Annotated in this window: 22 protein-coding genes and 2 pseudogenes; 11 read left to right on the top strand and 13 right to left on the bottom strand. The window is 67.3% G+C overall.

Annotation, left to right across the window (positions count from 1 at the left end; all coding sequences use genetic code 11):
• Positions 1 to 68 precede the first annotated feature (68 nt).
• Positions 69 to 1,217 (top strand): Mrp/NBP35 family ATP-binding protein, encoded by a 1,149-nt coding sequence (locus AC5Y5W_RS19350; protein WP_500022520.1) that lies wholly within the window; start codon positions 69 to 71, stop codon positions 1,215 to 1,217.
• A gap of 72 nt (positions 1,218 to 1,289) precedes the next feature.
• Here the strand turns inward: AC5Y5W_RS19350 and tatB are convergent, their stop codons facing one another.
• The 4 genes from tatB to sigE form a co-directional block, all read right to left on the bottom strand.
• The gene (tatB, locus tag AC5Y5W_RS19345) at positions 1,290 to 1,685 is read right to left on the bottom strand and encodes a Sec-independent protein translocase protein TatB (protein ID WP_500012037.1); all 396 of its coding nucleotides are present in this window, start codon (positions 1,683 to 1,685) and stop codon (positions 1,290 to 1,292) included.
• A complete protein-coding gene (gene htrA / locus AC5Y5W_RS19340; RefSeq protein ID WP_500012035.1) occupies positions 1,686 to 3,188 on the bottom strand; it encodes a serine protease HtrA in 1,503 nt (500 codons plus the stop codon).
• 89 nt (positions 3,189 to 3,277) lie between these two features.
• On the bottom strand, positions 3,278 to 3,670 hold the full coding sequence (rseA, locus tag AC5Y5W_RS19335; RefSeq protein ID WP_500012033.1) for an anti-sigma E factor RseA: 393 nt from the start codon (positions 3,668 to 3,670) through the stop codon (positions 3,278 to 3,280).
• Positions 3,671 to 3,782: 112 nt separating this feature from the next.
• Entirely contained in the window at positions 3,783 to 4,544 is a 762-nt protein-coding gene (gene sigE / locus AC5Y5W_RS19330; protein WP_500012031.1) for an RNA polymerase sigma factor SigE, read from the bottom strand.
• A gap of 212 nt (positions 4,545 to 4,756) precedes the next feature.
• Between sigE and AC5Y5W_RS19325 the strand changes: the two genes are divergently transcribed.
• From AC5Y5W_RS19325 to AC5Y5W_RS19305, 5 genes are all read left to right on the top strand, one after another.
• Entirely contained in the window at positions 4,757 to 5,425 is a 669-nt protein-coding gene (locus tag AC5Y5W_RS19325; protein WP_500012029.1) for an O-methyltransferase, read from the top strand.
• Positions 5,426 to 5,496: 71 nt separating this feature from the next.
• On the top strand, positions 5,497 to 6,135 hold the full coding sequence (locus AC5Y5W_RS19320) for a TetR/AcrR family transcriptional regulator (RefSeq protein ID WP_500012027.1): 639 nt from the start codon (positions 5,497 to 5,499) through the stop codon (positions 6,133 to 6,135).
• Positions 6,125 to 7,060 (top strand): ABC transporter ATP-binding protein, encoded by a 936-nt coding sequence (locus AC5Y5W_RS19315; protein ID WP_500012025.1) that lies wholly within the window; start codon positions 6,125 to 6,127, stop codon positions 7,058 to 7,060. Before AC5Y5W_RS19320 ends, AC5Y5W_RS19315 begins: the two co-directional genes overlap by 11 nt.
• The gene (locus AC5Y5W_RS19310; RefSeq protein WP_500012023.1) at positions 7,057 to 8,694 is read left to right on the top strand and encodes an ABC transporter permease; all 1,638 of its coding nucleotides are present in this window, start codon (positions 7,057 to 7,059) and stop codon (positions 8,692 to 8,694) included. Before AC5Y5W_RS19315 ends, AC5Y5W_RS19310 begins: the two co-directional genes overlap by 4 nt.
• A gap of 10 nt (positions 8,695 to 8,704) precedes the next feature.
• Complete coding sequence (locus AC5Y5W_RS19305) at positions 8,705 to 9,379, top strand: methyltransferase family protein (protein ID WP_500012021.1); 675 nt, start codon at positions 8,705 to 8,707, stop codon at positions 9,377 to 9,379.
• 96 nt (positions 9,380 to 9,475) lie between these two features.
• Here AC5Y5W_RS19305 and glgC read toward each other — a convergent pair whose 3' ends face one another.
• Entirely contained in the window at positions 9,476 to 10,690 is a 1,215-nt protein-coding gene (glgC, locus tag AC5Y5W_RS19300; protein WP_499886420.1) for a glucose-1-phosphate adenylyltransferase, read from the bottom strand.
• 125 nt (positions 10,691 to 10,815) lie between these two features.
• Between glgC and glgA the strand changes: the two genes are divergently transcribed.
• On the top strand, positions 10,816 to 11,979 hold the full coding sequence (glgA, locus tag AC5Y5W_RS19295; RefSeq protein WP_499886421.1) for a glycogen synthase: 1,164 nt from the start codon (positions 10,816 to 10,818) through the stop codon (positions 11,977 to 11,979).
• Between the two features lie 10 nt (positions 11,980 to 11,989).
• On the opposite strand, the gene AC5Y5W_RS19290 is transcribed toward glgA, so the two are convergent.
• From AC5Y5W_RS19290 to log, 7 genes are all read right to left on the bottom strand, one after another.
• Positions 11,990 to 12,157, bottom strand: coding sequence for a DUF3117 domain-containing protein (locus AC5Y5W_RS19290; protein WP_003406247.1), 168 nt, complete (start codon positions 12,155 to 12,157; stop codon positions 11,990 to 11,992).
• 104 nt (positions 12,158 to 12,261) lie between these two features.
• Entirely contained in the window at positions 12,262 to 12,837 is a 576-nt protein-coding gene (locus AC5Y5W_RS19285) for a DNA-3-methyladenine glycosylase I (RefSeq protein ID WP_499886422.1), read from the bottom strand.
• On the bottom strand, positions 12,834 to 13,148 hold the full coding sequence (locus tag AC5Y5W_RS19280; RefSeq protein WP_499886424.1) for a DivIVA domain-containing protein: 315 nt from the start codon (positions 13,146 to 13,148) through the stop codon (positions 12,834 to 12,836). The genes AC5Y5W_RS19285 and AC5Y5W_RS19280 overlap by 4 nt, the downstream gene beginning before the upstream one ends.
• Positions 13,149 to 13,177: 29 nt before the next feature.
• On the bottom strand, positions 13,178 to 14,128 hold the full coding sequence (locus tag AC5Y5W_RS19275) for a glucosyl-3-phosphoglycerate synthase (RefSeq protein ID WP_500022519.1): 951 nt from the start codon (positions 14,126 to 14,128) through the stop codon (positions 13,178 to 13,180).
• Positions 14,125 to 14,949, bottom strand: a complete 825-nt coding sequence (gene folP / locus AC5Y5W_RS19270) for a dihydropteroate synthase (RefSeq protein WP_500022523.1) — start codon at positions 14,947 to 14,949, stop codon at positions 14,125 to 14,127. The genes AC5Y5W_RS19275 and folP overlap by 4 nt, the downstream gene beginning before the upstream one ends.
• Before the next feature lie 98 nt (positions 14,950 to 15,047).
• Complete coding sequence (gene fadD6, locus AC5Y5W_RS19265; protein WP_500012011.1) at positions 15,048 to 16,805, bottom strand: long-chain-acyl-CoA synthetase FadD6; 1,758 nt, start codon at positions 16,803 to 16,805, stop codon at positions 15,048 to 15,050.
• A 56-nt stretch (positions 16,806 to 16,861) separates the two neighbouring features.
• Positions 16,862 to 17,401, bottom strand: a complete 540-nt coding sequence (gene log / locus AC5Y5W_RS19260) for a cytokinin riboside 5'-monophosphate phosphoribohydrolase (RefSeq protein WP_500012010.1) — start codon at positions 17,399 to 17,401, stop codon at positions 16,862 to 16,864.
• 37 nt (positions 17,402 to 17,438) lie between these two features.
• Between log and AC5Y5W_RS19255 the strand changes: the two genes are divergently transcribed.
• The 3 genes and pseudogenes from AC5Y5W_RS19255 (at position 17,439) to AC5Y5W_RS19245 (ending at position 20,261) form a co-directional block, all read left to right on the top strand.
• Complete coding sequence (locus AC5Y5W_RS19255; protein WP_500012008.1) at positions 17,439 to 19,562, top strand: AAA family ATPase; 2,124 nt, start codon at positions 17,439 to 17,441, stop codon at positions 19,560 to 19,562.
• Positions 19,563 to 19,623: 61 nt separating this feature from the next.
• Positions 19,624 to 19,776, top strand: a pseudogene (locus tag AC5Y5W_RS19250) (type II toxin-antitoxin system VapB family antitoxin); the annotation flags it as partial.
• A 97-nt stretch (positions 19,777 to 19,873) separates the two neighbouring features.
• A pseudogene (locus tag AC5Y5W_RS19245) lies at positions 19,874 to 20,261 on the top strand (PIN domain-containing protein).
• On the opposite strand, the gene dapE reads toward AC5Y5W_RS19245, so the two are convergent.
• The gene (gene dapE, locus AC5Y5W_RS19240; protein ID WP_500012006.1) at positions 20,258 to 21,331 is read right to left on the bottom strand and encodes a succinyl-diaminopimelate desuccinylase; all 1,074 of its coding nucleotides are present in this window, start codon (positions 21,329 to 21,331) and stop codon (positions 20,258 to 20,260) included. The pseudogene AC5Y5W_RS19245 and the gene dapE sit on opposite strands and share 4 nt — an antisense overlap.
• A gap of 17 nt (positions 21,332 to 21,348) precedes the next feature.
• On the opposite strand from dapE, the gene dapD reads away from it, so the two are divergent.
• Positions 21,349 to 22,302, top strand: coding sequence for a 2,3,4,5-tetrahydropyridine-2,6-dicarboxylate N-succinyltransferase (dapD, locus tag AC5Y5W_RS19235; RefSeq protein ID WP_500012004.1), 954 nt, complete (start codon positions 21,349 to 21,351; stop codon positions 22,300 to 22,302).
• Positions 22,303 to 22,336 lie beyond the last annotated feature (34 nt).

Genomic DNA, 22,336 nt, shown 5'->3' with positions numbered 1-22,336 from the left:
CCCGAGCGGAGTGACCCCCGTCTCACGCCGTCTCGATCCGCGTCGCCGCGGCACTACACTCGGCGGTGATGTCTGGAACTCATGATGACGCCGAACTGACTTCGGCTGTCCGCGCCGCGCTGGGCAAGGTGATCGACCCTGAACTGCGACGGCCCATCACGGAACTCGGGATGGTCAAAGGTGTCGAGATCGCCCCGGATGGCGGGGTCCACGTCGAGATCTACCTGACCACGGCCGCCTGCCCGAAGAAGACCCAGATCACCGAGGAAGTCAGCGGAGCCGTCGCCGATGTGCCCGGCACCGGCGCGGTGAAGGTCAGCTTGGACGTGATGAGCGACGAGCAGCGCACCGAACTGCGCAAGCAACTGCGTGGCGACACCCGTGAGCCGGTCATCCCGTTCGCCCAGCCGGGGTCGCTGACTCGGGTCTATGCCGTCGCCTCCGGCAAAGGCGGCGTCGGCAAGTCGACCGTGACGGTCAACCTGGCCGCCGCGATGGCGGCGCGCGGGTTGTCGGTGGGGGTGCTCGACGCCGACATCCACGGTCACTCCATTCCGCGGATGATGGGCACCACCGACCGGCCCACTCAGGTCGAGTCGATGATCCTGCCGCCTATCGCCCATGAGGTGAAGGTCATCTCGATCGCCCAATTCACCCAGGGCAACACCCCGGTCGTGTGGCGCGGACCGATGCTGCACCGTGCGTTGCAGCAGTTCTTGGCCGACGTGTACTGGGGCGACCTCGACGTGCTGTTGCTTGATCTGCCGCCGGGAACCGGCGACATCGCCATCTCGGTGGCCCAGCTGATTCCGAGCGCCGAGATTCTGGTGGTGACCACACCCCAGCACGCCGCCGCCGAAGTGGCCGAGCGCGCGGGCAGCATCGCGTTGCAGACCCGTCAGCGGATCGTCGGCGTGGTTGAGAACATGTCCTGGCTGATGCTTACCGACGGCTCACAGCTGCAGGTGTTCGGCGAGGGCGGCGGTCAGCAAGTGGCCGAGCGGCTTTCGCGTGCCGTCGGCGCCGACGTGCCGCTGCTGGGGCAGATCCCGCTGGATCCCGCGCTGGTCGCCGCCGGCGACTCGGGCGTGCCGATCGTGCTCAGTGCACCCGACTCGGCGGGTGGCAAGGAACTGCGCAGCGTTGCCGACGCTTTGTCGTCGCGGCGCCGCGGACTGGCCGGAATGTCGCTGGGCTTAGACTCCACGCGGCGGTAAGCGACTGTGGTTCCATACGCTTGCCGCGGCGTGTCGCGTATGAAACTCTCGCCAGAGGTTTTGCCCGACGACCTAGGTCGCGTCGGTGTCGAACGGCGCCGGGCCGGCGCGCGGGGGTTCCGGCTCACCTAACGGCGGGTGGGCGGCCGGCTCGGGCACACCTTCCTCAACCCGGTCGAATTTTCCGGTGAACAGCGAATCGTCGCCGTCGAGTAGGTGCTTGGTCAGCGCCGCACGCGGCGTCATCCCGCGCAGCTTCTGCAATTCGCGCAGCGGCTCCCGCAGATCTTCGAACTCGGGGCCGATGTCTTCGCGTAGCTGCGTCGTCATTCCGCTGAGGTAGTCGCGGGCCTGGCGCAACGCGTTGGCACTCCACCTGATGGCGCCCGGAAGCCGCTCGGGGCCGAGCACCACCAGCCCGACCACGACGAGGACGAGCATTTCCCCCCAGCCGACATTGGCGAACACTTAGCCGTTGTCCGGGCCGGGTTTCACCGTCAGCGTGACGTGCCGGCCGTCGCGCACCACCTCGATCGGCGCATCCTGCCCGATCGTCAACTGCCGCACGGCAACCACCATCTCGTCGGCGTCGGCGACGGCACGGCTGCCAACCTTGACGACGACGTCGTTCTCCAGGATGCCGCCCTGCTGCGCGGGGCTGCCCGCCTTCACGTTGGCCACTTGAGCGCCGGAGGCGACCGCGTTGCTCACCGACCGGGTGCTCAACCCCAGCGTCGGGTGCACGATCTTGCCGTCCTTGATCAGCGTCTCGGCAACCTGTTTTGCCTCGTTGACGGGGATCGCGAAGCCCAACCCGCTGGCGCTGTCCGACAACGACTTCCCGGCGGTGTTGATGCCGATGACCTGCGAATCCATCCCGATCAGCGGGCCACCGGAGTTGCCGTGGTTGATCGACGCATCGGTCTGCACCGCGTCGATCACCGTGTCGGTGTCCGAACCGTCACCCGACAACGGGATCGGGCGGTGCAAGGCGCTGATGATGCCGTGCGTCACGGTGCTCCGCAGTCCCAGCGGCGCGCCGGCCGCCAGCACCTCGTCACCGACCCGCACCTTGTCCGAGTCGCCGAGCCGGGCCACGGTCAAGTTGTCGACGTTGTCCACCTTCAGGACGGCCAGGTCTGTTTTGGGATCGCGGCCGACCAGGTTGGCGGGCACTTCCTTGCCGTCGTTGAAGACAACGCTGGTCTTGAACTGGCTGGGGTTGTTGGCCGCCTCGGAGATCACGTGGTTGTTGGTGACGATGTAACCGCGACCGTCGATCACCACCCCGGAGCCCTGCATGCCCTCCTGGTCGCTGACCGACTCGACAGTCACCACGGAGTCCGCCACCGCGGCGGCGACCTTGGCGAATCGGCCAGCGGGCCCTTCGCCGTTGTCGCCGGTGGACAGCGTGACCTTCGACGTGGTGAACGCCTCGGCAACCTCGGCGGTCTTGTTGCCCACCCAACCGCCCAGCACTCCGATCGCCAGCGCGATGGCGGCGAGCAGCGCCAAGGCACGGTAGGAGACTTTGCCGCCAAACAGCACGTCGCGGGCGCCGAGCTTGCCCTGAAACCGGCCGCCGCCGCGCGGGGCGGACGGCGTCAGCGCTGGGCCGCCCAAGGCGGCGGCCGCTCCCGGGTCGCGCCAGGGGTCGTCACCGTCCTCGGACTGGTCTTTGTCCTTCTCGCCGTCCAGCGCGCCGGCGTCGGTGGGATGACGCTGCAGCGAGTCGGCGCCCGGGAACGGCCGGCCGAAGGCTTCGGCCATCACCGGGTCAGCCGGCTCGTCGTGCGGCGTGAAATCACGCTGGTCGCGGTACTTCTGCGGACGGACCAGCTGGGAGATGAACGATCCGCGCACGCCCTCGGGACGGCTGAAGGTCTGCTGCGAAGCGGGATCGACCGACGGCCGCGAGACGGGCCGCGGCGCCAGGCGGTGGCCGCCGTACTTGTCCTGGTCGGAGGTCACGTCATCCTCTTCCGAGCAGTTGGGAAATACGCGCTATGACAACGAGCGCGGCGTCAGACACCGGCTCAGCCAGCCTAGTATCCACCAGGCTACCGGCGCTTACGCCGGTCAGGCGTGGTGTCGTCGGCCAAGTGATCCGAGAAGGCCGCGGCTTCGTCGGGCGGCGAATGCGGAATCTGCGACAGCATTCCGAGCAGGGTGCTGGGGATGCTGATCGGGCTGGAGTCGCGCAGCGCGGCACTCGCTCGGCCCTGATCCTCCACTTCGGTGGCGCACTGCGGGCACAGCGAAATGTGATGGGCGGCGCGCAGGTGGGCGTTCATTCGCAGCTCACCGTCGACGAATGCAGCGATGGCCTCGGTGGACAGGTGCTCGGTAGAGCCGAACTGGCGCGGCGCACCGACCGGCGCGTCGCTCTGTGAGGCGAACTGGGACGGGAGCCAGGAGAACGCACGGCGGAACACATGTCCCCGGTCGGGCATCACCAGCTCCTCTCGACACTGCGTTGTGTATGCATGGCGGCACTACCTTGAATGTAGCGCGCTGCCCGCGACGCGACAGCACTGAACAGCCGAGAAGCCCGAGTGTCGCCGGTTAGGCGCTGGCGCCCTCGGATCGCTCGGTGTGCTCAGGATGGGCCGCCAGATAGTCGCGCAACGCCTGCCGTCCACGGTGTATCCGGCTACGCACGGTGCCGAGCTTGACGCCCAGCGTCGCACCGATCTCCTCATAGGAGAGACCCTCGATGTCGCACAACACCACCGCGGCCCGGAATTCCGGCGGCAATGAATCCAGCGCCGCCTGCAGGTCAGCGCCCAGCCGCGCATCGTGGTAGATCTGCTCGGGGTTGGGCTCGTCGGCGGGCACCCGGTCGTAATCCTCGGGCAACGCCTCCATCCGAACCCGGCTGCGCCGGCGCACCATGTCCAGAAACAGGTTGGTGGTGATGCGGTGCAGCCAGCCCTCAAAGGTCCCCGGCTGATAGTTCTGCACCGATCGGAACACCCGGATAAAAGTCTCCTGAGTGAGGTCCTCGGCGTCGTGCTGGCTGCCCGAGAGGCGGTAGGCCAGCCGGTACACCCGATCTGCGTGCTGACGCACCAGCTCGTCCCAGGACGGCATCGCCGCCTTGTCCCCGGTTGCGTCGAAGACCGCAGTTCCGTAGGGCTCGTCAGCTGGCTCGACCCAGTCGGCGTCGCGGTACCGCTCGGGGTGCGACATGCTCGCCGGGCTCATCAATGTGGTGATGTTCGGATCCTCCGGGTTGATCTTGCCGTCAAAGGTGGACAGTGCGTCACCGCGGGCAACACGCAGACACCCGGCTGTATTCCCGGCCCAGCGCTCTCCGCGTTCCATATAGCTACCGTCGCTTATCGGCGTGTGGCCGATATGTGATGGCACTGTGCATTCACTGAGAAACCGGCCAGGCAGCCCTTTGCGCTGGGGGTTTAGCGCGCGATGTGACATTGTGCGGCTTGGACTTCCGGGCGTGTCGCGGCTCACGGGGCCAGACCGTCGTTCGGGCGCGCCTGCCCGCGTGGAGCATAGGTTGGTCTTACGCTGCGGGCATGGCCAGCACCGACGACGCAACCGGCCGGACGGCCCAAACCAGTCGGGCCGCAGCGATCTCCGCGCATGCCGAGGGGTCGATCTCCGAGGATGCGGTTTTGGCGGCAGCGCGAGACCGTGCCGTCGAGATCGGCGCCGGCGCCGTCACGCCCGCCGTCGGCGCGTTGCTGAGCTTGCTGGCCAGGCTAAGTGGCGGCAAAGCCGTCGTCGAGGTCGGCACCGGCGCCGGGGTCAGCGGATTGTGGCTGCTCTCCGGTATGAGCGACGACGGTGTGTTGACCACGATCGACATCGAGCCCGAGCATCAGCAGACCGCCAAGCAGGCGTTCAGCGACGCCGGGATCGGTCCGTCGCGCACGCGGCTGATCAGCGGTCGTGCCCAAGAGGTGCTGACCCGGCTCGCCGACGAGTCGTACGACCTGGTGTTCATCGACGCCGACCCGGTCGACCAGCCGGACTACGTGGTCGAAGGTGTACGGCTGCTGCGCTCCGGCGGGGTGATCATCGTGCACTGCGCGGCGCTGGGCGGCCGGGCCAATGATCCAGCCGCCCACGACGTCGAAGTCACCGCAGTCCGCGAAGCCGCGCGGCTGATCGCCGAAGACGAACGCCTCAACCCCGCGTTGGTGCCGCTCGGCGACGGCTTGCTCGCTGCTGTCCGCGACTGACATCTTCTGGCGCTGATGGTCTGGTGAGTCATGCTTGACAGTCGACTGAACGCGCGTTTAGCCTACTGAACATGCGTTCAGCCGACTTGACCGCAGCCGCACGAATCCGTGATGCGGCCATCGAGCAATTCGGTCAGCACGGTTTCGGGGTCGGACTGCGCGCGATCGCCGACGCCGCCGGGGTGAGCGCGGCCTTGGTCATTCATCACTTCGGATCCAAAGACGGCCTGCGCAAGGCCTGCGACGACTACATCGCCGAAGAGATCCGCAGCGGCAAGTCGGAGGCGATGCAGTCGACCGACCCAGGCACCTGGTTTGCTGCGATGGCCGAAATCGAGTCGTACGCGTCGATGATGGCCTACCTCGTTCGCTCCATGCAATCGGGCGGTGGCCTTGCAAACACATTGTGGCGCAAGATGATCGACGATGCCGAGGAATACCTTGACGAAGGCGTGCGGGCGGGCATACTCAAGCCCAGCCGAGACCCCAAGGCGCGGGCAAAATATTTGGCGATCACCGGCGGGGGCGGCTTCCTGCTCTATCTCCAAATGCACGACTCCCCGACGGATTTGCGCGCAGTGCTGCGCGACTACGCCCGCGACATGGTTCTGCCCGCTCTGGAGATCTACACCGACGGCCTGCTGGCAGACGACACCAGGTACAACGCATTCCTCGCCGCAGCAGAACAGGGAGAATCCAATGCCAGTTGACAACGGCCAGGCGGCAATCGAAATCCACCACCTGACAAAATCCTTCGGCGCAGTGCGGGCACTCGACGGGCTCGATCTGACGGTCCGCCAAGGTGAAGTGCACGGCTTTCTCGGGCCCAACGGCGCCGGGAAATCGACGACGATCCGCATCCTGCTGGGCGTGGTGAAGGCCGACTCCGGTACGGCCCGACTGCTCGGCGGCGACCCGTGGACCGACGCTGTGGAATTGCACCGCCAGATCGCCTACGTGCCTGGTGATGTGACGCTGTGGCCCAACCTCACCGGCGGTGAGACCATCGACCTGCTCGCCCGCATGCGCGGTGGTATCGACGAGCAACGCCGAGCCGAACTCGTCGAGCGCTTCGAGCTCGATCCGCGCAAGAAGGCGCGCACCTACTCGAAGGGCAACCGGCAAAAGGTCTCTCTGATTTCGGCGTTCTCGTCGCGGGCCCGGCTACTGCTGCTCGACGAGCCCAGCAGCGGCCTGGATCCTCTGATGGAAAACGTGTTTCAGCAGTGCGTTGCCGAGGCCCGCGATCGCGGCGCCACGGTCCTACTGTCGAGCCACATCCTGGCCGAAACGGAGGCACTCTGCGAACGGGTGACGATCATCCGGGCCGGCCAGACCGTGGAGAGCGGGTCGCTGGATTCGATGCGCCACCTCAGCCGCACTTCGATCAAGGCTGAAATGATCGGCGACCCCGGCGATCTCACCCAAATCAAGGGCGTGGAGGACGTCAGCGTCGAGGGAACCACACTGCGCGCACAAGTCGATGGTGAGAGCCTCGGCGAACTCATCCGGGTGCTCGGCGACGCCGGAGTGCGCAGTCTGATCAGCCAGCCCCCCACGCTGGAAGAGCTGTTTCTGCGTCACTACGGCACCGATGGTCAGGATGTGCACAGCGGAGAACAGGTGCCCGCATGAGTACCGCCACGCTGGATCGGCCGGCTCATCAAGCGCCGCAGCGTAGTTCGAGCTTTTCAGGCACCGTAGGGATGCTGCGGCTATATCTGCGCCGCGACCGAGTCGTGTTACCGCTGTGGGTGCTGTTGCTTTCGCTGCCGCTGGCCACCGTTTACATCGGCAGCATGGCGAAGGTGGCGCCCACCCAGGCAGAGCGCGCGACGTTCGCATCGTCGATCATGGCGAGCCCGGCTCAGCGCGCGCTGTACGGACCGGTCTACAACGACAGCCTTGGCGCGGTCGGCATTTGGAAGGCCGGGATGTTCCATCTACTCATCGCGGTCGCGGTCATCCTCACCGTGATGCGTCACACCCGTGCCGACGAGGAGACCGGACGCGCCGAATTGATCGACTCGACGGCGGTGGGGCGCTACGCCAGTTTGACCGCCGCGCTACTGCTGTCGTTCGGCGCGTCGATCAGCACCGGCGCGATCGGTGCGGCCGGACTGCTCACCACCGACGTCGCACCCGGCGGATCGCTGGCATTCGGGGCGGCGCTGGCCGCCTCCGGGTTGGTGTTCACGGCGGTGGCCGCGGTTGCGGCACAACTGTCGCCGAGCGCCCGATTCGGCCGGAGCGCGGCATTCACCGTGCTGGCCGCCGCGTTCACCGTGCGCGCTGTCGGTGACGCCGGTTCGGGCACCTTGTCCTGGCTCTCACCTTTGGGCTGGTCGCTGCAGGTCCGGCCGTATGCCGGAGACCACTGGTGGGTCCTGGCGCTGCATCTGGTGACGACGGTGCTGCTCACCGGGCTGGCCTACCGACTGCTCGCCGGCCGCGATGTCGGCGCCGGGCTGATCGCCGAACGCCCGGGTCCGGCGCGAGCCGCAGCGACATTGCGCAGCGTGTCAGGGCTGGCGTGGCGGCTGGACCGCGGTGCGCTGCTGCTGTGGACGGTCGGACTGTGCCTGTATGGCTTGCTGGTCGGCAGCGTCGTGCACGGGATCGGCAATCAACTTGGCGACAGCACCGCCGCGCGTGACATCGTGACCCGGATGGGCGGCACCAACGCCTTGGAGCAGGCGTTCATCGCGATCGCGTTCGCCATGCTGAGCATGGTGGCCGCCGCGTTCGCCATCTCGCTGTCGCTGCGATTGCACCACGAGGAAACCGGCCAGCGGGCTGAAACGCTGCTGAGCGGTGCCGTGAGCCGAAGCCGTTGGCTGGCCAGCCATCTGATGACTGCGTTGGTGGGATCTGGCGCCGCGATGCTGGTTTCCGGACTGGTCGCCGGACTCACCTACGGCGTCGCCGCCGGCGATATCAGCGGCAAACTGCCCGCAGTCGTCGGCACCGCGGCCGCACAGCTGCCCGCGGTGTGGCTGCTTGCCGCCGTGACGCTGGCGTTGTTCGGGCTGGCGCCACGGTTGACTCCGGCGGCGTGGGGCGTGTTGGTCGGATTCATCGCGTTGTACCTTGTCGGTTCATTGGCGGCTTTGCCGCAGTGGCTGTGCGACCTCGAGCCGTTCGCACACATTCCCCGAATCGGCGATGGTAGTTTCACGGCGGTTCCGCTGCTGTGGCTGCTGGTGATCGACGCGTCACTGATAGGCCTCGGCGTGGCGGCTTTCCGGCGCCGCGATCTTAGAAGCTGAGGAGGCTGCTATGAAAACCGTTGTCAAGGCAGCACTTTCGAGTGTGTGGGGACTTGTGGTGTTTGGGTTGGTGGTGTTTCTGCCGGCCAGCACCTTCCATTACTGGCAAGCGTGGGTTTTCCTTGGCGTATTCGTCGTGTCCACCTGGATTCCCGGCATCTACCTATTGCGAACGAACCAGGACGCCCTTGATCGGCGGATGCGCGCGGGACCGTTGGCCGAGGACAGAACACTGGAGAAGGTCATCATCTCCGTCGCCCTGTTTTCGCTGGCTGCCATGTGCGTAGTCAGCGCCCTGGACCACCGGTTCGGGTGGTCATCGGTTCCAACCGCGGTGTGTTTGGTAGGCGATGTTTTGGTCGCGATCGGTCTTGGCCTCTCGATGCTGGTGGTCATCCAAAACGCTTATGCGGCCGCCAATGTCACCATCGAGGAGGGTCAGCGGGTCGTCTCCACCGGCTTATACGGGATGGTGCGACACCCGATGTACACCGGAAACCTGATCATGATGCTGGGGATCCCGCTGGCGCTCGGCTCGTATTGGGGGCTGGTTTTCGTCATCCCGGGCCTGGTCGTGCTGGCTGTTCGCATTCGCGATGAAGAACAGCTCCTGCAAGAGGATTTGAGCGGATACCGGCAGTACACCGAGCAGGTGCACTACCGGCTGTTGCCTTACGTGTGGTGACCGAGCGCCGCACCCCCGCCGCGACCGTGCGCAAACCCGGTAAAGAGCTCGGCGTGTCGACCGGGGACACGCACGGTCGCGGAAAAATGGCGCGGGTTAGATCCAGACGCCTTTGCCCACCGCGACCACTCCGCCGGCGCTGATCGCGAAGCGTTCGCGGTCTTTCTCCAGGTCCACCCCGACCATCTCGCCCGGTCCGACGACCACATTTTTGTCCAGGATCGCGTGGCGCACCACCGCACCGCGACCAACCCGGGTGCCCGGCATGATCACGCTGCCCTCCACGATCGCGCCGTCGTCGACGACGACGTTCGACGACAGCACCGAGTTACGCACCGACGCCGCCGAAATGATGCTGCCCGCGCCCACCACCGACTCCTGGGCGGATCCGCCGTTGACGAACTTCGCCGGCGCCAGGTTCTCCGTCGCACCGTGGATCGGCCAGCGTCGGTTGTACAGGTTGAACACCGGATGTACCGATACCAGGTCCATGTGGGCGTCGTAGAACGCGTCCAGCGTCCCCACGTCGCGCCAGTAGCCCCGATCGCGATCGGTGGCACCGGGCACCTCGTTGTCGGAGAAGTCGTAGACCGCGGCCATCCCGTCGGACACCAGCCGCGGAATGATGTCGCCGCCCATGTCGTGGTCGGAGTGGTCGTCTTCGGCGTCGGCGCGGATGGCGTCGATGAGCACCTTGGTGGTGAAGATGTAGTTGCCCATCGAGACGAACGTGGCCTCGGGATCGTCGGGCGTGCCCGGTGGCTCAGTCGGTTTCTCGACGAAGCTGTGGATGCGGCCGGACTCGTCGGCGTCCAGACACCCGAATGCAGTGGCCTCCGCCCGCGGCACCCGGATCCCGGCCACCGTCGCGCCCGCCCCGCTGCGAATGTGAAATCGCAGCATCTGCTCGGGGTCCATCCGGTAAACGTGGTCAGCGCCGAAAACCACGATGTATTCCGGGTCTTCGTCGAAGATCAGATTCATCGACTGATAGATCGCGTCGGCGGAGCCGGTGTACCAACGCGGGCCGAGCCGCTGCTGCGCCGGAACCGGGGTGATGTACTCGCCGGCCAGGCCGCTCAGTCGCCAATTCTGTGAGATGTGCCGGTCCAGCGAATGCGACTTGTATTGAGTGAGAACGCAAACCCGCAGGTAGCGGGCATTGACAAGGTTGGACAGCACGAAGTCGATCAGCCGGTAGGCGCCGCCGAAGGGAACCGCGGGTTTGGCCCGGTCTGCGGTCAGCGGATACAACCGCTTGCCCTCCCCGCCGGCCAGGACGATGCCCAGCACGTGTGGCGCTTCCCTCATGGTTTCAAACCTATCGGCCGCTGAACACTGCTGCCACGTCAATCGACTGATTACCCGGCGTGGACGGGCTGTCCGTCAAGGTATTTGGTTCGGCGCGACGCGCCGCAACCGTTACCGTGCGGAGTATGCGGGTGGCGATGATGACTCGGGAGTATCCCCCTGAGGTGTACGGCGGCGCCGGGGTGCATGTCACCGAACTGGTCGCGCAACTGCGCAACCTGTGCCGCGTCGACGTGCACTGCATGGGCGCCCCCCGGCCGGGGGCCTTCGTTTACCAGCCCGATTCGCGGCTAGAAGGCGCAAATCCGGCGCTGGCGACGCTGTCGTCCGATCTGGTGATGGCCAACGCCGCCCTGAACGCCGACGTGGTGCACAGCCACACCTGGTACACCGGCCTGGCCGGGCATCTGGCCGGTCTGCTCTACGACATTCCGCATGTGTTGACCGCGCATTCGCTGGAGCCGTTGCGGCCGTGGAAGGCCGAACAGCTCGGCGGTGGCTACCGGCTGTCGTCTTGGGTGGAACGCACTGCCATGAGTGCAGCCGATGCGGTGATCGCCGTCAGCTCTGGGATGCGCGATGACGTCTTGTCCACTTATCCGGCTTTGGATCCGTCCCGGGTGCATGTGGTGCACAACGGTATCGACACCGACGTGTGGCATCCCGTCGAGCCGAAACCAGGCGAGTCGCTGCTGGCCGAATTGGGGGTCGACCCTCGCCTGCCCACGGTGGCGTTCGTCGGGCGGATCACCCGCCAGAAGGGCGTTGGTCATCTCTTGGCCGCCGCCCACCGGTTCAGCCCCGAGGTGCAGTTGGTGTTGTGCGCCGGGGCGCCCGACACCCCTGAGATCGCCGCCGAAGTCGCGGCGGCCGTCGCCGAGCTGGGTCAGCGGCGCAACGGCGTGTTCTGGATCCGCGAAATGCTCCCCATCTCGCGGCTTCGTGAAATATTCTCGGCGGCAACGGTTTTCGTATGCCCATCGGTATACGAGCCGTTGGGAATCGTCAACCTCGAAGCAATGGCTTGCGCGACGGCCGTGGTGGCCTCAGACGTCGGTGGGATACCTGAGGTGGTGGCCGACGGCGTCACCGGCTCGCTGGTGCACTACGAGGCTGACGATTCAGCCGGTTACCAGAGCCGTCTGGCCGAGGCGGTCAACGCTTTGGTCGCCGACCCCGAGCGGGCAAAGCGCTACGGTCAGGCCGGACGACAGCGGGCTATCGCGGAATTCTCCTGGGCGAACATCGCCGAGCAGACGTTGGAGATCTATCAAAAGGTGGGTAGCTAGCGGCGGGCGCTCAGCTGGTGACGCCCTTGAGTTCGTCGCCGAGTGCGGCGGCTTCGTCGGGCGTCAGCTCGACGACGAGTCGGCCACCGCCCTCCAGCGGCACCCGCATCACGATGCCGCGCCCCTCTTTGGTCGCTTCCAGCGGACCATCACCGGTCCGGGGCTTCATCGCCGCCATCGAGTGCTCCCTCCAGGTTCGAGCTGCCCCGCCGTCAACTGCCAATTCACCCCCCCATTGTTCCCTATCGACACCGGCAGGGTGTACAAGACCCGGGTGCTGGCCTACGCGGGCGTGTCTAACCCGCTAGCCGATGGCACCCAGCAGGTGCGCAGGTGGTCGTCGACCATCCCCGTCGCCTGCATCAAGGCATAGGCGGTGGTAGGTCCCACGAACCGGAATCCGCGCCGCTTCAATTCCCGGGCCATCGCGGTGGATTCCGCGGTCGCCGACGGCACTTCGGAGGCGTCGGCGGGCCGTCGCGAGATGGGTCGCGGCGGCGGCGCAAACGACCACAACAGGTCGGAGATATCAACTCCGCTGGCGACTCGCGCGTTGGCGATGGTCGCCTCGATCTTGGCGCGATTGCGCACGATGGAATCGTCAGACATCAGCCGGGTCACGTCGGCATCGGTGTAGCGCGCGACCGACTCGATGTCGAAACCGGAGAAGGCGCGGCGGAAGTTCTCCCGCTTCTTGAGGATGGTCAGCCAGGACAGCCCGCTTTGAAACGCCTCCAGGCTCAGCCGCTCGAACAGCGGCACCCGGCCATACAGCGGCCGGCCCCATTCGTTGTCGTGGTAGTCGCAATAGAGGTCACCGGTTGCCCAACTGCAGCGGCTGCGTCCGTCGTCGGTCACTCGGGGTCCTCATCGGCGTCCGGTTGTCCGGCCTGCACCGACGCGAGTTGGCCGCGCAACTGGTCGAGCTCCCGGCCGAGCCGGTCCAGTACCCAGTCGACCTCGCTGGTCTTGTAGCCGCGCAGCACCTGGCTGAACTTCACTGCGTCGACATCGGCCCCGGTGACACCGGAGGCCGGCAGCACCGTCGCGGTCGTCGCCCGGGGCAGCGGCGGCAGCTGCTCCCCGCGGCCGTACAGCATGCTGGCCACGCCGAACAGCACGATCGCCACCAGGATCAGCACCACCAGATACAGCAACACCAACGCCACGTCACCGATCCTGCCTTATCCCGGCCTGCTCAGCGCGGCCGCAGCGTACTCATTGGTGGGCGGTCGGACAGCGACACCGGCGACGTGCGCGGCGTGAACCCGTCACCGTCGACGAAGAACTGGGTCAGGCCCACCCCGGAATCGGGGATGCCGCAGCGGGAGAGCAGCGTGGCCACCACCTGCCGGCTCATCGGGCCCAGTTCGGCAAGCGGCCGGTTGCGGTGGGCCCGCACGCCGAGGTTGACCTGGGCGATTGCATCGAAGCCCAGCCTGTCGTAGGTGTCGACCAGCAGGCCGATCTCCACTCCGTAGCCCGGCGCGAAGGGCAGTGACATCAGCAGTTCGCGAGTGGCCGCGTATTCGCCGCCCAGCGGTTGCAGCACCCGGGCCAGCTCGGGCCGCAGTGCCGCGAGCAGCGGCCGCGCCACCAGCTCGGTGACCCGACCCCCGCCGGTGCCGTCGGTGTTGAATGGCCGCCGGTAGAAGCTTTTGACCAGATGGACGCCGTCGCCGGCGAGCAGCGGGCCGACCAGCCACGGCACGAACATCGGGTGCGGGTCGATCAGGTCGGAGTCGACGAACACGATGATGTCGCCGCTGGTGGCCGCCAGCGAGCGCCACAGCACCTCGCCCTTGCCGGCACGCGGGGCGACATCGGGCAGCGCTTGTTCGCGGGTGACGACCCGGGCGCCGGCGGCGATGGCGCGGATCTCGGTGTCGTCGGTCGAGCCGGAGTCCAGCACGATCAGCTCGTCGACCAGCCCGCCGAGCACCGGCGAGATGCTGTCGATGACCGATTCGATGGTGCTTTCCTCGTTGAGGGCGGGCAGGACCACCGAAATGGTGCGGCCGGCCTTCGCGGACACCAGCTCGTCGACCGTTTTGGGGTGACTCCAACTGCGGTCGGGCAGCCAGGTGTCGCCGGGCAGCGCGGCCAGGATTCCGTCGCCGACGAGATCGACCAGCTCTGATGCCGTCATGCCAATCCTCTCACCGTGCGTGTCGGCGGTCGTCGTCCTTGAATCGACGCCACCATCTCCAGCACGCGTCGGGTGGGGCCGACCTCATGCACCCGGAACATCCGGGCGCCGGCCGCGGCGGCCAGCGCGGTCGCGGCCAGGGTCCCCTCCAGCCGTTGCGTCAGATCCACGCCCAGAGTCTCCCCGACGAAATCCTTGTTGCTCAACGCCATCAACACTGGCCAGCCAGTGTCAACAAGATCGTCCACATGACGCAACAACGCCAACCCGTGGAACGTGTTCTTTCCGAAGTCGTGGGTCGGGTCGATCAGTACCCGGTCGCGGTCCACCCCGGCGGCGACGGCTCGTTCAGCGGCGGCGGTGACTTCACCGATCACGTCGTCGACCACGCCCCGGGTGCTCAGGCCGTAGCTGACCCGAAAGGGCCGGGTGCGCGGAGACACGCCGCCGGTGTGTGAACAGACCAGGCCGGCGCCGAATTCGGCGGCCACCTCGGGCATCTCGGGGTCGACGCCGCCCCAGCTGTCGTTGATCAGATCGGCACCCGCCCGGCAGGCTCGTCTGGCCACCGTGGAACGCCAGGTGTCGACGCTGATCAGTTGGTCGGGGTAGGTCTCGCGCAGCCATTCGATGAACGGCACCACCCGGGCGGTCTCGGTTTCGGTGTCGATGCTCTCCCCTGGGCCGGCCTTGACGCCGCCGACGTCGACGACGTCGGCCCCATCGGCGATGACCCGGTGCGCGGCGGCCTTGGCAGCATCGTCGCTGAAAGTGGCGCCGCGGTCGTAGAACGAATCCGGGGTGCGGTTGACGATCGCCATGATCAGCGCACGGTTGGCCGCGACCGGGCGGCCGCACAGTGTTGACTGCACCCGTCTATGGTGCCTGCCCTGGCCATCGAGACTGCGCTCAGGGCGCGCTAGCCTTGCGGTCGCTTACCGGCTGCGACCTCGTCGGGGTAGTCGTCGTAGAACGGCACGTAGCCGTCGTCGCGGCCGGCCAGTACGTACAGCGGGTCGTCGATGCCGGGGCCGTAGGCCTGCTCACGCAGATCCACCTTGCGGCTCTTGAAGGTCGTGGTGTGCTCCATGGACTCCACCACCCGCACGAACAACGGCAGCGCATACACCGGCAACCGCTCGTAGAGGGTGCGCGCCAACGCCTGGCCGTCGAACTCGGCGCCGTCGCGCAGCTTGACCGCAGCCATCCCCGCGCGGCCACCGGTGCGCGGGATTTCCACGCCGAAGACCGCGGATTCCTCGACAGCCGAGTCGAGTCCCAGCGCCGCTTCCACCTGGGTGGTGGCGACGTTCTCGCCCTTCCACCGGAACGTGTCGCCGAGCCGGTCGACGAACGCGGCATGCCCCATGCCTTGCGGATTCATCACGTCACCGGTGTTGAACCAGCAGTCGCCCTCACGAAAAGCGTTGCGCACCAACTTCTTCTCGCTGGCAGCGGGGTCGGTGTAGCCGTCGAACGGCTGCAGTTTGTTGACCGGGCTGATCAGCAGACCGGGCTCGCCGGGAGGGACCCGGCGCACCCGGCCGTTCTCGTCGCGCAGCGGGGCTCCGGTGTCGGGGTCGTACTCGACGTAGGCCAACGGCAGCGGTGAGATCCCGGTCGTCTTGGGCACATTGAAGATGTTGATGAACGCGGTGTTGCCCTCGCTGGCGGCGTAGAACTCACAGACCCGCTCGATGCCGAACCGGCTGGTGAACTCTTCCCAGATTTCCGGGCGCAGGCCGTTGCCGGCGATCAGCCGTACCTTGTGTGCGCGGTCGGTCGGCTTGGGTGGCTGGTTGAGCAAATAGCGGCAGACTTCGCCGATGTAAATGAACGCCGTTGCGTCGTAGGCGATCACCTCGTCCCAGAACTGCGACGCTGAAAACTTCTTACCCAGCGCCAGTGTCGCCCCGGAGTTGATCACCGACGACACCGCAACCGTCAACGCGTTGTTGTGGTAGAGCGGCAGGCAGCTGTACAGCGTGTCGCTGCTGTGCAGTCGCAGACCCAGCCCGCCGAACGCGGCCAGCGCGGCCAGCCACCTCCGATGGGTCATCACACTGGCCTTGGGATGCCCGGTGGTGCCGGAGGTGAAGATGTAGAAGGCGGTGTCCTTGGCCAACACCGCCGAGGCCGACGGCGGATTGGTCGTGGGCGCGGTGGCGGCCAGTCGCTCCAGTTCCTCGATGGTCAGCGGCTCGGCGCCGGGAGCGCCGCATTCACTGATGACGTCGACCAGGTCGGACTCGGCGACCAGCACCTTGGCGTCCAGCAGACCCAGGCTGTGGGCCAACACCTCGCCGCGTTGGTGGTAGTTGATCATGCCGGCGACGGCGCCGCATTTGACCACGGCCAGCATCATCAGCACCGCGTTGGGCGAGTTGCGCAACACGATCCCGACGACGTCGCCGTGGCCGACACCGCGGGCGGCCAGCACCGCGGCGTAGCGATTGGCCGTCGCGTTGGCCTCGGCGTAGGTCAGTTGCTGCTCACCGAACCGGAGGAACACCCGGTCGCCGTAGCGGGCAGCCCGGTCCTGAAACACCTTGCCGATCGACGCCTTGGACGTGGGCCGGGCCAGCAGCCCGGTCAGCGCTCCGCGCACCATCACCGGCACGTCGGCGATGAGGCCAGGCACCCGGCTTGCGATATCGACCAGCCCGACTTCGGACACGTTCTTCCTCATTTCGCTGCATACGTTCTCTGGCGGCGAGCCTAACCCCGTGCTGCTCAACCGGGCGCGCAGGCGTCCAAGGCGGCATCGACCTCGTCGACCACGATCAGTCGGTCCAGCGCGGCCTGAGCGACGTAACCGGTATCGATCAGCCCGTAGAGCCAGGCCCGTAGCCCGTCGAAGTGCCCGCTGGGGTCGAGCATCACCACGGGTTTGTCGTGCATACCGAGGTATCCGCCGGTCCAGGCCTCGAACAGTTCCTCGAGTGTGCCGATGCCGCCCGGCAGGGCCAGGAACGCGTCGGCGCGGTCTTCCATGACTTGTTTGCGCTCCCGCATGGTGTCGGTGACGATCAGCTCGTCAGCGTCGGTATCGGCGAGTTCGCGGTGGACCAGCGCTTTGGGGATGACGCCGACGGTCCAACCGCCGCGGGCTCGGGCCGCGGTGGCCAGCGCGCCCATCGCCGAGACGTTGCCGCCGCCCCACACCAGCGTCCAACCGCGGTCCGCGATCGCCTCACCCACCTCGGCGGCCAGGGCCAGCAATTCGGGGTGCGTGGGTCCCGAGGCGCAGTACACGCACACCGTCCGGTTCACACCCGAAAGGTTATCCGGCCCCGTAAACTCCGCGGCGATGCCGATCCGGTGGAATGTTCCCCAACACGCAGCCGCCCTGGAGCAACTAAAGACTGCGGTAGAGGACACGGCAGGGGCCGTCGTACTCGGGCCCGACGGTATCGGCAAATCCACATTGGCCCGGTTGGCTGCCGAGCATGTCGTCCAACAGCACCCGGCCACGCTCACCCAGTGGGTCACCGGCACGCCGACCGAGCGCGTCGTGCCGTTCGGAGCCTTCAGTCATCTGGTCGAGATCGCCGACATCGGCAAGCCGGCCGCGCTGTTGCGCGCGGCCCGGCAATCGCTGGCCCGCGGCGCGCAGGAAAGCGATCTTTTGCTCGTCGTCGACGACGCACACCACCTGGACGTGCTCTCGGCCACGCTGGTCTACCAGTTGGCCCTGGCCGGTGTGGCCCGGATGGTGGTCACCGCCCGTGCCGATGCCGCGCCGGCGGCGATCGCCGCGTTGTGGACCGACAACCTGCTCGGTCGCGTCGACATCGAGCCCCCCGCCGGCGCCACGTCTTCCACGGAGGTCGACGCGTATCTCAACGAGTTGCCCGCCGGCGCCCGCTCGGTGCTCGACTATCTCGCGGTACAAGAGCCGCTGGCGCTTACCGACCTCACCGCCCTGACCGGCGACGGCGCTATCGAGCAGGCCATCGAACTCGGTGGGGCCGAGACCCGGGTGCGCGGCGGGCAGAGCGCGGATCCTGTCGTGTACACCGCTCACCCGCTGTTCGCCGAACGTGCGCTGATCGCCCTCGGCAGCGAGGGCACACGGCGACTGCGCACCGAGGTGGTGGCGGTGCTGTCGCGGCAGACCTCGACCCATGTCAGCGACCGGCTGCGGCTGGCGTCGCTGGCGGTGGACAGCGATGCGCCGCCGCCCGTCGACGAGGTGACAGCGGCCGCGCAGCAGGCGTTGCGGCTGGGCGACCTGCCGTTGGCCCACCGGTTGGCCGCCTCGGCCGTCGACCGCGGCGCCGGGTTGCCGGCGCGGCTGGCGCTGGCCTATGCGCTGGCGTGGCAGGGCCGGGGACGGGAGGCCGGCGCGGTGCTGGCCGCCGTCGATCCGGACACGTTGTCGGAGACCGAGTTGATGGCCTGGGCGCTGCCGCGGGCGGCCAACCAGTTCTGGATGCTCAGCGAGCCGGAACGGGCGACCACGTTCCTGCAGACGACCCGTAACCGGGTCACGGCGCCGGCGGCGCGGGCCATGATCGACGGTCTGGCGGCGACCTTTGCCATGAACGCGGGCTCCCCCCTGCGGGCGTTGCGCGTGGCCGATGAGGTGCTGGCTTCCCCGCATGCCGGCGACATCGGGTGGGCGGCTTCAGCCGCGGCGCTGTGCTCGGCCCGGATCGGCCGCTTCGGCGACGTCGAGTCGCTCGCAGCCAGAGCGGTGGCCGCCGAGCATCCGGGTTTGTTGAGGTTCACCAGCGGCTTCGCCCGGGTCACGGCGCTGCTGATGGCCGGGCGGCTGGACGCGGCGCGCTCGTTGGCGCAGCGCCATACCGATTTCGCCGAGCTGCAGCAGCCGGGACGGGCGATCGGCGAGGTGTTGGTCGGGTATGTGGCGATTGCCCAGGGCGACTTCGGCACCGCGGTGACGCTGCTGGAGCCCGCTGCCGCCACGCTGGAGCGCACCGGCTATTCATGGGGTCCGCTGTCGCTGTCGCTGCTCGCGCAGGCGCTGGGCCAGCAAGGCGAACAGCTTGCGGCGGCAAAGGCTTTCAGCCGCGCGGAGTCGAGGCACGGTCTGAAGTCGGCACTGTTCGCTCCGGAGCTGGCATTGGCCAAGGCGTGGTCGAAGGCGACGCGCAGCGATACCACCGGCGCCATCGTCGCCGCCCGGGAAGCCGTGCAGGCCGCCGAACGCGGCGGGCAGTCGGCGATCGCGCTACGGGCGCTGCAGGACGCTGCCCGACTCGGCGACACCAGCGCGGTGTATCGCGCCGAACGCCTGGCGCTCGAAGTGGACTGTAAGCTCGGCCGGCTCACGCTGGCTCATGCCCGCGCGCTGGCGGCCGGTGATCCGGTCGCGCTGGCCGATGTGTCCGCCGCCCTGGCCGATGCGGGATTGCTTCCGGCGGCCGTCGATGCCGCCGGGCAGGCCAAGCGTGCCGCCAACGAATAGAGGCGAGTATGTTGGCGATGTATGCTTGTTCGATACATCACCAACAGCATCGGAGGTTGCCGTGTCGGTGACACAGATCGACCTCGACGACGAAGCGCTGGCCGAGGTTATGCGGATCGCCGGGGTGCATACCAAGAAGGAAGCCGTGAACCTCGCGATGCGTGGTTACGTCGAGCAGTTCCGGCGCATCGAAGCGCTGGCGCGCTCGCGTGAGCAGGCCAAGGACTGGGACTACGAGGGTTGGCTCGCGGCGCGGGCCGACGAGAAGTCCGTCGGAACTTGATCCACTTCCTGGTGGACTCCTCCGCGGTCTGGCGTCTCCAACGACAACCCGAATTCACCGCGGACTGGAACCCGTTGCTTCTCAGCGGGGCGGTCGGCTCGTGCGAACCCCAACGAGCCGAGTTCCGTCGATCAGCGCGGAATACGGACGAATTCGATCAGATGAACCAGGCTTTTCGTGACATTTACCCTGATGTGCCTGTGCCCAAATCCGTGTGGCGGTGGATCGATTCGGCGCAGCATCGACTTGCCGGCGTGGCTGCGGTGCGTGCCCTCTCAGTCGTCGATCTTCTGGTCTGCGGCACCGCGGCGGCCCGGGGTCTGATAGTCCTCCACGACGACACCGACTACGAACTTGCCGAGCGCCACCTGCCCGATGTCAGAGCGCGACGGGTCGTGAGCACCGGCGCCCTCTAGCTCGTCAAATAACGACGCAACATGTCCACCGCGGCGCTGATCTGCCCAACCGGCACCCGCTCGTCGCGACAATGCGCCACGTTGGGGTCACCAGGACCGTAGTTGACAGCGGGGATACCGCGGGCCGCGAACCGCGAGACGTCGGTCCAGCCGTATTTCGCCCGAACTTGCCCGGCAGCCGCCTCGACCAACGCCTTGGCGGCGGGCTTGGCCAGGCCCGGCAGCGCGCCGGCGGCGGAGTCGGTCTGTTCGATCCGCACATCGAGCCCGTCGAACACCTCGTGCACGTGTTGCAGCGCGGCCTCCGGCGAGCGGTCGGGGGCGAACCGGAAGTTGACCGTCACCGACGCCGCATCGGGGATGACATTGCCGGCCACGCCGCCGTCGATGCGCACCGCCGAAAGGCCCTCGCGGTAGGTGCAGCCGTCGATGTCGACGTCGCGGGCCCGATAGGCCGCAAGCCGGTCGAGCACCGCGCCCAACTTGTGGATCGCATTGTCGCCCAACCACGATCGCGCCGAATGAGCGCGTGTTCCGTTCGCGTGGATCACGACGCGCAGCGTGCCTTGACAGCCGGCCTCGATGTAGCCGGCGGTCGGCTCGCCGAGGATCGCCACATCGGCGGCCAGCCATTCCGGCAACTCACGCTCGATGCGGCCCAAACCGTTTGAGGCGGCGTCGATTTCCTCACAGTCGTAGAACACCAGGGTCAGGTCGTGCGCCGGGTCGGTGACGGTGGCCGCCAGGTGCAGGAACACCGCGTCACCGGACTTCATGTCGGCGGTGCCGCAACCGTAGAGCAGGTCGCCGTCACGGCGGCTGGGCACGTTGTCGGCGATCGGAACGGTGTCGAGGTGCCCGGCCAGCAGCACCCGCGTCGGGCGGCCGAGGTCAGTGCGGGCCAGCACGGCATCACCGTTACGCACGATTTCGAACCCCAGAGACCGGGGCGACTGAGCGCGCAGCGCGGCCTCGACCTCGTCGGCGATGAGCGCTTCGTGCCGCGACTCGCTGGGGATGTCGACCAACGCCGCGGTCAGCTCGATCGGATCCCCGGCTAAGTCCAGCACACTTCCAGCCTAGTAGCGTGGCCACCGTGACTGCAGCTTCGGGTATTGGGCTGGCGACACTCGCCGCCGACGGGTCGGTGCTCGACACTTGGTTCCCCGCACCAGAACTGATCGATGCCGGTGAAAGCGGCACCGTACGACTGTCGGTGGCCGAGGTTCCCGACGAGTTCGCCGCCTTGGCGGGCCGCGACGACGACCGCGGTACCGAGACCGTCGCGGTGCGCACGGTGATCGGTTCGCTGGACGACAAGCCTGCCGACGCCTACGACGCCTATCTGCGCCTGCATTTGCTCTCGCATCGGCTGGTCGCGCCGCACGGGCTCAACGCCGACGGGTTTTTCGGCGTATTGACCAATGTGGTGTGGACCAATCACGGGCCTTGCGCCGTCGAAGGTTTCGAGGTGGTGCGGGCACGGCTGCGCAGTCGCGGACCGGTCACCGTCTACGGCATCGATAAATTTCCGCGGATGGTCGACTACGTGGTGCCGGCCGGGGTGCGGATCGCCGACGCCGACCGGGTGCGGTTGGGCGCGCACTTGGCGCCGGGCACCACGGTGATGCACGAGGGATTCGTCAACTACAACGCGGGAACGCTGGGCGCGTCGATGGTGGAGGGCCGCATCTCGGCGGGCGTGGTGGTCGACGACGGCTCCGACATCGGCGGCGGCGCGTCGATCATGGGCACGCTGTCGGGCGGCGGCACCGCGGTCATCTCGATCGGCAAGCGTTGTCTGCTCGGCGCCAATGCGGGGTTGGGCATCTCGTTGGGCGACGACTGTGTCGTGGAGGCCGGCTTGTATGTCACCGCCGGCACCAAGATCGCGATGCCCGACGGCACTGCAGTCAAGGCCGGTGAACTGTCCGGCGGCAACAACATGCTGTTCCGCCGCAATTCGCTGAGCGGCGCGGTCGAGGTGGTGTCCCGCGACGGACAGGGCATCGCGCTCAACGAAGACCTGCACACCAACTGACTTTCGCCGCGAGCGTGCGTGTCCCCGTACGACA

The organism is Mycobacterium sp. NGS51 (assembly GCF_059812525.1).
Note: the sequence above shows the minus strand (reverse complement) of the source record. Positions and strands in the feature narration are given on the sequence as shown.